Genomic DNA, 13,037 nt, shown 5'->3' with positions numbered 1-13,037 from the left:
CGCCCGCGCCAAGTCAAGTGCTGGCTTGCGCAGTTTGTTGGTTATGTTTTTTTGCGAGAGATCTGGCGTTACCCGGGACCCGGGATACGCGCCTGGAATTCGCGTGGTGAATTGCTCGCCGGTCGATCAGGCAGAGCGGATTCGAGCCCTGGGCGGGTCATGGAATCTGGAGGAGAAGGCGAACGTCCTGGACAGCCCCTTCCCTCTGCAAAAACACGAAATGATCGACATAGTTCTGCTCCTCTCCGGGAAATCACCACGCCTTGCGTTGCCAAAGCGATGGCAAGCTTCAGGCGGGCGGGCCCCCCGATAACTAAGACTAAAGTTCCATAGCAAATCTTTGTCAATATTACGTCGCTAAAACAGACGACCGGCGTTTAAGCCTCACAACTAGCTGTTTTTAAAAGACATATAGGCTGTTGAGTGCAGGTATAGAGCGAAATGTTATTTCGAATTGATTCGCCGCCACCTACGCTGCTGCATAAGGGAGCAACGCAGCGATTTCGGAAGACTCGCCATCCACAGAGCGACCAGCCTGCGTCTGCATAAGCTGTTTGAGGAACTACATTTACCGTTAGCTGTTGCGCCACAAGGGCAACCGGCTTTTCGAAGTGGGAGGACCAACATGCCCAAGCAGTCGAGCATCCGTTCCGAACTGACCGACGCGCTCTTTCGCCTGCGCCGCAGTTATTACTCGCTGGCAGGGTTCAGAGGCGTCATAAGCGTCATGATGTTGACGCCAGCTATTTCTATGCTGCAGGTCTATGACCGAGCCCTGGTCAGTCGCAACTCACGACGCTGGCGATGTTGACTGTCCTGGTGGCAGGTCTGTTCCTGCTGATGTCCACGCTGGAAATGGTCCGCACCCGCGTGCTGACCAGGGCCGGCAACTGCCTGGACATGGGCCTCAACCGGCGCATTTTCACTGCGGCATTCGAGCGCAACCTGAGCCGCGCCGGAGGTAATCCGGCCCAGGCCGCCCAGGCTCGTCAGTTCGTCACCGGCAATTCCCTGTTCGCTTTCTTCGAAGCGCCGTGGACGCCGATCTACCTGCTGGTCGCCTACCTGATCCACCCACTGCTCGGGCTGCTCACGCTGATCGGCTCGCTGATTCTGGTTGCCCTGGCTTATCTCACGGAAAAGGCGACGCAGAAGCCCTTGGCCGAAGCCAATCAGGCCGCCCTCTCCTCCGCCCAATATGCCAACAACAACAACAACAACAACAACAACAACAACAACAACAACAACAACAACAACAACAACCTGCGCAATGCCGAGGTCATCAAGGCGCTGGACATGCCTTACGAACAGCGTGGAAGGCCTCAAGGGCTGCTGCTTCACTCGGATCAGTGATCGCAATATGGCAGTCGTCAGTTTCGCCAACGGCTCTGGCGTTACCGCCTGCGCCAGAGCATGAGCCGTCGTGGAAACTGCTGGGATAATGCGCCGATGGAGCGCGTGTTTCGCAGCCTGAAACTGAATGGATACCGACCATGGGCTACATGACGGCCCAAGAAGCGCACCGAGACATCGGCCATTATTTGATGCATCGGTATAACTGGATTCGACCGCTCCAATTCAACGGTGGGTTGGCCCCAGCTCAGGCCGAGAAAAAACTTAACGTCGTGTCCGGGATTAGTTGACCGCTACAGGGCAATGCTTACGCAACTACCTAAGTACCTTTCATGTCCTTCATCCAGAAGAAGGTTGTGTCCTTCCAGCCTTGGGTGGAGAGATTGCGCGCGCCGAACCGGAGGTACGGGTGGCCGTCGAAAAAGGCCTGAAGCAAATACAGAAAGCCTGGTCGATTCAGCCCTCCCTGAATTCCCACACCGAATGCATTCATGAGGCAATTGAGTGGAAAGAGAAAGGGAGGGCATCCATTGCCCTCCCCTCCGCTGTCTACGCTCTCTGCGACAGTACTGGCCAGGACCTCAAGTGGCCAGATTGAAGTCCGTCTGATCAACGGCCACGCTGCTGACACCCACAAGGCGGATGGTGTCCACCCCGATCCCGACCACGGTGTCCGCCCCGTCAGCCGTTATGCTCACGTTGGCAGCGAACGTGGCGCTGTTGATCCCCAGTGCCGCGATATTGAGCAAGTCCTGCCCTGCGGCCGGATTGGCGCCGAAGTTCAGGATCGTATCGTTGCCGAAACCCGCGGCAGCAAACTCGAAAATATCGTTGCCGGCGACGCCGCCACTCATCAGGTCGTTACTGCCACCGCCGATGAGAATGTCGTTACCCGCACCACCCACGAGCATGTTGGAGAGCGCGTTGCCGGAGCCCACGAAATTGCCGCTGCCGCCGAAAAACAGATTCTCGACATCGGCACCCAGGGTGTAGCTGGCGAGCGAGGTCCAGACCGAGTCGTTGCCGGCACCGGCAAGCTCGCTCACCACGTCCCCAGGGTCGGTGACTTCGTAGATATCGCTGCCGACACCGCCGGCCATCGTGTCAGCACCGGCACGACCGATGATGACATCGTTACCTGCGCCGCCGGTGAGGACGTCGTTACCCGCACCGCCCACGATCGTGTTGTTGAGCTCGTTGCCGCTGCCCGCAAAGTTGCCGCTGCCGCCGAAATACAGATTCTCGACGTTGGCACCCAGGGTGTAGCTCGCAAGCGAGCTCCAGACCGTATCCATGTCTGCGCTGGCGAGCTCGGTCACCACGTCCCCAAGGTCGGTGACTTCGTAGATGTCGCTGCCGACACCGCCGGCCATCGCGTCGGCACCTGCGCCACCGACGATGACGTCGTTACCGCCACTGCCGTTGAGGACGTCGTTACCCGCACCGCCCACGATCGTGTTGTTGAGCGCGTTGCCGCTGCCCGCAAAGTTGCCGCTGCCGCCGAAATACAGATTTTCGACGTTGGCACCCAGGGTGTAGCTCGCCAGCGAGGTCCACACCGAGTCGTTGCCGGCATCGGCGAGCTCGTTCACCACGTCCCCAAGGTCGGTGACTTCGTAGATGTCGCTGCCGACACCGCCGGCCATCGTGTCGGCACCTGCGCCACCGATGAGGACGTCGTTACCCGCACCACCCACGAGCGTGTTGGCGAGCGCGTTGCCGGTGCCCGCAAAGTGGCCGCTGCCGCCGAAATACAGATTCTCGACGTTGGCCCCCAGGGTGTAGCTCGCCAGCGAGGTCCAGACCGAGTCGTCGCCGGCACCGGCGAGCTCGCTCACCACGTCCCCAAGGTCGGTGACTTCGTAGATATCGATGCCCGCACCGCCGGCCATCGTGTCGGTACCGCCACCGCCGATGAGCACGTCATTGCCCGCGTCACCATTGAGGATGTCGTTGCCGCCCAAGCCGTTCAGGAGGTCATTGCCATCACCTCCGCTGGCCACGTCGTCGCCTGCGGTACCGGTCCATATGTCGCCCCCGGCGGTACCGACAAACACATCACCGACCACTGTCGTTGCGGCAGAGGTGACTCGCTCAAGTGTGCCGAGGTCATCGGTGTAACTCGCGACGATACGCAGTTGCTGACCGACCTGCGCCTGGCCGGGCGTGAAGGTCGTGCCCGTCGCGCCGGCGATGTCGGCAAAGATTGCACCGTTCCCCGCCTGCCACTGACGGGTAATCACCGAGGTTGTGGTCCCGTTGGCGTCGGTGAACGCATCCGTGGCGGTCAAGGCCGAGCCTTCCGTCGGGGTCGTATCGCTGATCAGCACAGTGCCAACCGGCAGGACGTTGAAGGGGCTGCCGCCGAGCGGCGCAGTTGGCGCGGTCGGCGCCGAGAACACGCTTTCCAGCACGCCGTGGGCGTCCTGATAGACGGCCCGGACGCGCAGCAGCAGTCCCTCCTCAGCCGCGGTCACCGTGAAGGTCGGACCGGTCGCGGTTCCTAGTCCGCCTCCGAGCGCAATACCGATGTCGTCGAAGATACCGGTGCCCGGGTTTGTTTCGACCTGCCATACGAAGGCGATGGGACTGGCGATCGCACCTGCGCTAGCGACATTGTCCGCATCGCTGACGGTATCGGCCAACACCGTCAACACTTGGCCAACGGCCGGCGTGCCATCGCTGATCCTCAGCAAGCCCACCGGCTCGGCGTTCAAGCCCGCCACCAGGACCCGCGACTGATCGGCGAACTGCAGCCGCTCGATACTGCTGAGCCTGTCAGTGCCGTCCCGACCGACGACGCTGTCGGCCACGGTGACCGTGCCGTCGACGTTCTCGGTGACGGTGTAGTCGGCCAGAAGGCCGGTGTACAGGGCCGTGTCGAAGGAATGGCCAGGGTTAAGGGGGTCAGGCGCATCCGTCAGGATCTCACGGACGGCAACGAGTTGGCCGGGGTTGAAGGTGCCGTTGAGCATGAGCGGCTCCAGCTGGACCATGCTGTCGAACGTTGCGATCTCCGGACCTGTGCCATCAATGTTCTGCCGCACGCTGATACGTACGTTGAGCCACTTGTCACCGTCGACCAGGTCATCGCCACCACCACCTTCGATGATGTCGCTGCCGCCGCCGCCGAGGACGATGTTGCCGGCGCCGAACTGATCGTCGGCCGTGCCGGCGATGCCATCCACCCCGTTGCCGGCGGCGCCGACGAACGAGCGCAGGCCGCTGACCAGGTCGAAGTTGGTGAGCACGCTGCCCTGAGCACCGGCAGCCGCGATCACGGTGGCATCGGCATCATCGCCACGCAGGATGTCGCTGAAGTGCGATCCCGTCAGACCTTCCACCAGCTGGAACCGAGCCACGGTTGCCGCCAACTCCGGCAGTGGCGGCGCGATAGCGATGTCGGCGAGGCCCAGGTCGACGGACACGCCGAACGGGTCGTCCTTAAAGCCGGCCCAGTCGTAACCGGAGCCACCCAGGTAGCGGTCCCCCGCGCCGCCGTTGCCGTACATGATGTCGTCGCCACCTTCGGCCATGAATCTGTCGGGCGCGCCGGTGCCGATGAAGATGTCGTTACCGCGTATCAAGTCGAGCCCGTTCGGGTCGAAATTGTCGCCGGGAGCACCATCGGCGGTTCCCCTCTCGATCCAGTCGTCACCTTCGTTACCCATCAGTTGTTCGTCGGCAATACTGCCCATGATGAAGTCGTCGCCCGCGCCACCGAAGACCTCCGAGGAGTCCTCACCGGTGACGACGAAGTCCTTGCCGGAGCCGCCGAGGTTCAGATTCAGGCCGTTGCCACTGTGGATGACGTCGTTGCCGTCGCCGCCATGAATGGTGTCGTCGCCACCCATGTCGGTGATGATGTCGTCGCCGTCGCCCCCGATGATGAAGTCGTTGCCGTAGCCACCTTCGAGGCGGTCATTGGCACCGTCGCCATAGAGCGTGTCGTCGCCGTCGCCAGAAACGAGAATGTCATTGGCGGCCGAGCCACCGAGCACCACATGGTCTTCGCCGGTGTACTGCAGGTAGTTGGTATCAGGGCCGACCGTCGCAGGGTTGTCCCGAATGACCAGCGGCGTGAGGAGAATGCCGCCGACAGGGTCGGCATTACCGGGCAGGTCGTCGATGGTGCCCACGATGCCGTCCGGACCGGCAATCACACTCGCGTTGAACTGCCTGATCGGGTCGACCTCCAGGGTAAAGGCCGGGGTCAGGAACATGACGGCCGGGAGGTGGGTCGCATCGGTGTTGGCCATCACCAGTCTCGCGAACGAGTTGTTCTCCAACTCGGTGACGAAGTTAAGCCCCGCGTTGCGTTCCAGGTAGTAGAAACGGTCGGCGTTCTGCAGTTTCTCCATCTGGTTCTCGAACACGAAGTTGAAGGTCGAGCCGAGCATGCCGCCAAACGGCATTTTTTCCTCGGCGAGGCCACCGATCCAGAGGTCGATGGCATCGACGCCCGTGACCGTCACATCCCTCAGGTCGTCGGCAGTACCCAGTACTCCATCGCTGCCGGCCAGCGTTACGTTGGCAAAGGCGCCGGTGCTATTGAGGAAGTCCAGCCGGTCCGCCGGCTCGCCGGCGCCGCCCAACACCAGGAGCGTGGCCGCTGCGCGCTTCCCGTCGAGCGTGGTGGCGCTGGTAATGGAGGCGTGCGTGCCATAGGCGGCGATGAAGTTGATCAGCGATTCCGGGTGCTTCAGGTGTTGCACCAGATCGGCCCAGCTGATGTAGGGCTTCAGGTTGCTGTCGCCGGTCGCGGTGTAGAACTCACGACGCGCCTCGTTCAGGGTCGGAAGCCCGGTATCCCGGCCGCGCGCGATGTTGATGGCGGGCAGGTCGAGCGGCAGGCCCAGCAAGTTGTTGCGCACCGCTTCGGTGACGAACTCATCGATCTCGTTACCGACCTGGCGCGTCAAGCCGCGGACGATGGCACCGGCCGCCTGTTCCGGGGTCGGGCCGCTGGCCGCAAACGCCAGCGGATTGAGGAAGGCCTGAATCAGGCCGATCTCGCTCGAGGCGAAGTTGGGGTCCAGCCGGTCGATAGTCTCGGTCAGCATCGAGTGGCCGAGGCGGTAGACCGCGTGCGCGAACTCGGCGACGATCGCCGGGTCGATCTCGGTTTGATAATTCTGGTGTTCGCCAAGGAACGGATCGATGTTCGGCTGAATGGTACGCGCGAACTCTTCGAACACCAGGTGCTGGTACTGCATCTCGGTACCGAATCTCGCCGCCTGGAACAGGCGCTCTCCGTTCCAGTGCAGGGCAGCGATCTCAGCCGGGGTTGTTGGCAACACCAACAATTGGGCATCAGGCATCAGCCACTGGTTCAGGAAGTTGACATCGTTGGAGGCGATGGCCACATCCTTGGTGTGCTGGACCAGACGGTTGTGCTCCGAGTGGAAAATCGCGTGGACGGTGGTCAGGCCGATGTTCTCGTTGACCCGGCCGTCACCGGCGATGTAGTGCGCGTCGAGCAGTTCGTTGTCGTAGAAGCCTGCGGCCACCGGTCCGCCGGCAACGAGGTCGGCATCGGCCGTCAGTGGCGCACCGGTCTGGCTGTCCACCGGAACGGCGTTGTGGGCGATATCGATGAGGAACTGGTGGCCGGTGCGCACGGCATTGACCAGGCTGATCGGCGCAGCAGGATTACCCTCGACGAGAACATCATCGGCGGTATCGGCGATACCATCCGCGCCCCTCATCATGACCATCGGGAAGCCGTTCGGGCCCTTGATGAAATTGCCGTAGGCGTCGGTGGCGAGCAGCGGCACGTTGTCGAAGTCGGCATCGGTAAGATTAATGCCAAGCAGATCGCGCGCCTGCGCCTTCACCACTTTCCAGGTGGCCATCCCACCGATTTCGACGTCGTCCGCAGTGCCGAACAGGCCATCGGCGCCCAGGTCACGATTGGTGATCAGCCTGCCGGTCGCCACCGGATCGCCGGCGGCATTGAACTCGTAGGCGCGCAGGAACACCTGGTGCGAAGGGTGCGAGGTATAGGTCTGGTTCTGGTCGACGAACGGCGTGGTGGTGTTTGAAGCCTCGTGGATGTCGTCGGCGGTGCCGAGGATGCCATCAGGCCCTGGCAGGTTGGTGGCCCGCGTCATCACCATGAAGTTGGTCGGGCTGCCCGGAACGAACAGCGGATCGTCCGGCTGCAGCGGGATGAACACCGTGCCGCTGCCGCCCTTGGTCACCAGATCGAGGCCATGGTCGAAGAACTGACCGAAGAAGGTCATCCACGGGTTGAACGGCGCGGACAGACCCACGTCCGGCGACTGGTTAGGCATGAAAAAGGTCTGGAAGGTCGTGCCGTCGGTACGGGTTCCAGTAACGACCTGCGCACCGTCCTTCAAGACATCGTCAACCGTGCCGAGGATGCCATCCGGACCGGGATCGAACGTGGCCGCGACCGCTGCCGGGTTGTTGGCGGTGTTGTCGGCGATCAGATTGCTGATGGTCCGTGGCTGCGAGTCAGTCACCAGGCCGCTGGTCTGAGCGTAAGAGGTTCCCGCTTCCGCCGTATCGAACTGCGCCGGAACCAGTCGCGGGAAGACCGTGTCGGCTGCACCGAACTCGTTCTGACCCGTCACCAGGTTGTTGAACGACCCGTCGACCGTGCGCAGGCCCAAAGGCACCCGTGCATTCGGCAGCATGCTGAGGAGATCCTCACCGGCAGCATTCCTTTCCGAGATCAGAATCTGGTCGAGAATGAACTGCAGATCGGCCCGGATATAGTGCACACCCGTGCTGGCGACCGGAGTCTCGGCCGGCAGCGGGGCTGCCGGTGGCGGAGCAACGCCGGCTACGACCGCTGCGGTTGGAGCAGAGAACGCAGTCTCAAGCACACCATTTTGATCCTTGTAGACGGCCCTGACGCGCAATTCCAGCCCGGCGAGATCCGGGGTCACCCTGAAGGTCGGCCCGGTTATGTGCGCCAATGCTGCGCCCCCGTCCGCAATACGGGTGATGTCCTGAAAGACGCCCGTACCCGGGACTGCTTCGAACTGCCAGTAGAAGGCGATCGGTCCGGTGATGGCACCGCCGGCGTTGTCGGCATCGGTCACGCCGGCAGCCGACACCCTCAGCAGCTGCCCCGTGGTCGGCGTAGCGTCCGGGGTGTTGCTGGCAGCGTCGAGGATGGCCAGCAAGCCCAGCGGGTCGTTGTTGAGCCCGACCCCGCCTGGCAGGGTGAGCGACTGATCGTTGAACTGCAGCCGCTCGATATTGGTCAGGCGGTCGGTGCCGTCGCGCCCGACGACGCTGTCGGCCACGGTGGTCACGCCGCCCACAGTGGTGACGGTATAGTCGAGCCGGTTGCCAGTGAACAAGACCGTGTCAAAGGCGGGGGCATCCGTCAGTACCTCGCGGACGATGACCAACTGACCGGGGTTGAAGGTGCCATCGAGCATGAACGGGATCATGGGCTCCATGCTGTCGAAGGTGGCAATCTCCGGCCCGGTTCCGTCAAGGTTCTGGCGCACGCTGATGCGCACATTCAGCCACATGTCGCCGTCGATCAGGTCGTCACCGCCGCGGCCTTCGACGATGTCGCTGCCACCACCGCCGAGGAGAATGTTGCCAGCGCCGAACTGATCGTCTGCCGTGCCCAGGATACCGTCCGGGCCGGCTGCAGCCGCGCCAAGAAACGCCCGCAGACCGTTGACGAGATCAATATTGGTGAGCACGCTGCCTGGGACGCCGGCAGTGGCGATCGTGAGCGCGTCGGCATCATCGCCGGTCAGCATGTCGCTGAACGCCGACCCAGACAGACCTTCCACCTGGGCGAACTTGGTATGCACGCCTGCAACCGAAGGCGACAGGGCCGATTGTTCGAAGGCGATGCGGCTCATGTCCACAGTCACGCCGTAATGATCATCCTTGTAGGTGGCCCAGTCGAAACCGGACATGCCCAACATCTTGTCCGGGCCCTCACTGCCGATGAAGATGTCATCGCCGCCTTCACCGATCATTTCATCGAAGCCGCCGTCACCGCTGAAGACGTCGTTGCCGGCGACCAACTCTGCCAGCAAAGCCAGTGGCAGGTTACCGGCGAAATTGTCGCCGGGGGCGCCGTCCTGGGTCCCGACCTCGATCCAGTCGTCGCCATCGCCGCCCATCATTTGTGCGTTCAGCCGGCTGCCGAGCATGAAGTCATTGCCGGCGCCGCCGAAGACCTCCGTAAAGTCGTCGCCGGTGACGATGAAATCGTTGCCGTCACCGCCGAGGACGATATTGGTGCCGTTGCCGCTGTGGATGACGTCGTTGCCGGCCTCGCCGTGGATGACGTCGTCGCCGCCCATGTCGGTGATGATGTCGTCGCCATCGCCACCCTCGAGCTCGTCATTGCCGTAGCCGCCTTCGAGGCGATCATTACCGGCGTCGCCCCAGAGCGTGTCGTCGCCGTCGCCAGAGACGAGAATGTCATTGCCGGCGGTGCCGCCGAGCACGACATGGTCTTCGCCGGTGTACTGCAGGTAGTTGGTATCGGGCCCGACCGTCGCGGGGTTGTCGCGAATGACAAGCGGTGTGATCTGGACCCCGTTGATCATGGTGCCGCCAGTGGGATCGGTGTTGCCAGGCAGGTCGTCGACAGTGCCCACAATGCCGTCCGGACCGGCAATCACGCTCCGGTTGAACTGCCTGGTGGGGTCGACCTCGAGAGTAAAGGTCGGGGACGAGAAGATGAGGGCCGGGAGATGGGTCGCGTCGGTGTTGAGCATCACCATCTTGGCGAACGAGTTGTTCTCGAGCTCGCTCAGGAAGTTGAGTCCCTGGGTGCGGTGCAGGTAGTAGAGCCGGTCGCCGTTTTGCAGCTTCTCGAGCTGGTCCTCGAAGACGAAGTTGAAGGTCGAGCCAAGCATGCCGCCGAACGGCATTTTTTCCTCGGCCAGGCCGCCGATCCAGAAGTCGATGGCATCAACGCCGGTAATGGTTGCCCCATTTGCCAGGTTGGCATAGACGCCGGTGCTGTTGAGGAAGTCCAGGCGATCCGCCGGCTCACCGACGCCGCCCAACACCAGGAGCGTGGCCGCTGCGCGTTTCGCGTCGAGCGTGGTGGCGCTGGTAATGGAGGCGTGCGTGCCGTAGGCGGCGATGAAGTTGATCAGCGATTCCGGGTGCTTCAGGTGTTGCACCAAATCGACCCAGCTGGTGTAGGGCTTCAGCTGGCTGTCGCCGGTGCCGGCGTAGAATTCACGGCGCGCCGCGTTCAAGGACGGAATGCCGGTATCACGGCCGCGCGCGATGTTGAGGGCGGGCAGGTCGAGCGGCAGGCCCAGCAAGTTGTTGCGCACCGCTTCGGTGACGAACTCATCGATCTCGTTGCCGACCTGGCGCGTCAAGCCGCGGACGATGGCGCCGGCCGCCTGCTCCGGGGTCGGGCCGCTGGTCGCAAACGCCAGCGGGTTGAGGAAGGCCTGAATCAGGCCGATCTCGCTGGAGACGAAGTTGGGGTCGAGCCGGTCAATGGTCTCGGTCAGCATCGAGTGGCCGAAGCGAAAGACCGTGTGCGCGAACTCGGCGACGATCGACGGATTGATTGTGTCATCGAAGTCAAGGAAGGCATCGACCTGCGGTTGAATGGTGCGCGCGAACTCTTCGAACACCAGGTGCTGATACTGCATCTCGGTGCCGAATTTCGCCGCCTGGAACAGGCGCTCACCGTTCCAGTTCAAGGTCGACAGATCAGCAGGAACAGACGTGACGGGCGTCAGCAGCCACTGGTTCAGGAACGTCAGGTCGCCGGCGGCCGCTGAGGCGAGGACCGTGTCCTTGGTCTGCTGGACCAGCCGGTTGTGCTCCGAGTGGAAGATGGAGTGGACGGTGGTCAGGCCGATGTTCTCGTTGACCCGGCCATCGCCGGCGATGTAGTGCGCGTCGAGCAGCTCGTTGTCGTAGGAGCCTGCGGCAACCGGGCCGCCGGCAACGAGGTCGGCATCGGCCGTCAGTGGCGCACCGGTCTGGCTGTCCACCGGGCTGGCATTGTGCGCGATGTCGATGAGGAACTGGTGACCGGTGCGGATCGCCAGCGACGCGTCGATCGGCGCCAGCGGATTGCCCTCGACCAGGCCGGTCGCGGTCACGATCTGCGCAAAGCCGTTCGCCCCCCGAATGAAGTTGCCGTACGCATCGGTCGCCAGCAGCGGCAGGTCGAGGACGTCGAGATCGTCGAGATCGATGCCAAGCATGTCGCGCGCCTGCGCCTTCACCACTTTCCAGGTGGCCATGCCGCCGATTTCGACGTCGTCGGCAGTGCCGAACAGGCCATCGGCGCCCAGGTCACGATTGGTGATCAGCTTGCCGGTCGCCACCGGCTTGCCGGCGGCATCGAGTTCATAGGCGCGCAGGAACACCTGGTGCGAGGGGTGCGAGCTGTAGGTCTGGTTCTGATCGACGAATGGCGTGGTGGTGTTTGAAGCCTCGTGGATGTCGTCGGCGGTGCCGAGGATGCCATCGGGCCCGGGCAGGTTGGTGGCCCGCGTCAACACCATGAAGTTGGTCGGGCTGCCCGGAACGAACAGCGGATCGTCCGGCTGCAGCGGGATGAACACCGTGCCGCTGCCGCCCTTGGTCACCAGATCGAGGCCATGGTCGAAGAACTGACCGAAGAAGGTCATCCACGGGTTGAACGGCGCGGACAGACCCACGTCCGGCGACTGGTTCGGAATGAAAAAGGTCTGGAAAGTCGTGCCATCGGTACGGGTTCCAGTAATGACCTGCGCACCGGCCTTCAAGACATCGTCAACCGTGCCGAGGATACCATCCAGACCGGGATCGAAAGTGGCCGCGACCGCCGCGGGGTTATTGGCGGTATTGTCGACGATCAGGTTGCTGATGGTGCGTGGCTGCGAGTCGATCACCAGGCCGCTGGTCTGGGTGTAAGAGGTGCCCGCCTCAGCCGGGCGGAAGACTGGAGTGGTCATGCGCGGGAAAATGTTGTCGGCTGCGCCGAACTCGCTCTGACCGAGTCTCAGGTTGTTAAACGTCCCGTCGACTGTACGCAGACCGAAAGCAAATTCCGGGTTCGGTATCAGGCTGGCGAGCGACTGGCCAGCAGTATCCGCTTCCGCGATGAAAATCTGCTGGAGAATGAACTCCAGGTCCGACTTGTTGAAATTGGCCATTTTGGATTGCCCTCGATCTGTCTGCACAAAGGCACGGGACGAGAAAATCCTCCAGCGCCCAGTCAAGTGCTGGCTTACGCAGTTTGTAAGTCATGTTTTTTGGCGAGAGATCTGGCGTTACCCCGGACCCGGGATACGCGCATGAAATTCGCGTAGAGAATTGCTCGCCGGTCGATCAGGCAGAGCGGATACGAGCCATGGGCGGGCCATGGAATCTGGAAGTGAAGGCGAACGTCCTGGACAGCCCTGTCCCTCTGAAAAAGCACGAAATGAGCGACATGATTCTGCTCCTCTCAGGAGAATCACCGCGCCTTGCGTTGCCAAAGCGATGGCAAGCTTCAGGCGGGTGGCCCCCCCGATAACTAAGACTAAAGTCCCATGGCAATTCTTTGTCAATATTACGTCGCTAAAACAGACGACTGGTCCTTTAGTCTTACAACTAGCTGTTTTTAAACGACATATAGGCGGTTGAGCGCAGGTATAGAGCGAAATGTTATTTCGAATTGTTTCACCGCCACCTACGCTGCTGCATAAGGGAGCAACGCAGCGATT

General features: G+C 62.2%; 1 protein-coding gene and 2 pseudogenes. 2 read left to right on the top strand and 1 reads right to left on the bottom strand.

Features of this window, described 5'->3' with window-relative positions; all coding sequences use genetic code 11:
* Positions 1-625 precede the first annotated feature (625 nt).
* A pseudogene (locus ACEN8Q_RS02055) lies at positions 626-1,299 on the top strand (type I secretion system permease/ATPase); the annotation flags it as partial.
* Positions 1,282-1,643 (top strand): annotated as a pseudogene (locus tag ACEN8Q_RS02050) (DDE-type integrase/transposase/recombinase); the annotation flags it as partial. The pseudogenes ACEN8Q_RS02055 and ACEN8Q_RS02050, both read left to right, overlap by 18 nt.
* A gap of 291 nt (positions 1,644-1,934) precedes the next feature.
* Here ACEN8Q_RS02050 and ACEN8Q_RS02045 read toward each other — a convergent pair.
* Positions 1,935-12,485 carry a peroxidase family protein gene (locus ACEN8Q_RS02045; protein WP_413704414.1) on the bottom strand — a complete coding sequence of 3,517 codons (10,551 nt, stop codon included), beginning with the start codon at positions 12,483-12,485 and terminating at the stop codon, positions 1,935-1,937.
* Between the last annotated feature and the right edge of the window lie 552 nt (positions 12,486-13,037).

Source organism: Pseudomonas sp. Pseusp16 (assembly GCF_047324915.1).
Lineage (GTDB): Bacteria > Pseudomonadota > Gammaproteobacteria > Pseudomonadales > Pseudomonadaceae > Aquipseudomonas > Aquipseudomonas fluorescens_CD.
Note: the sequence above shows the minus strand (reverse complement) of the source record. Positions and strands in the feature narration are given on the sequence as shown.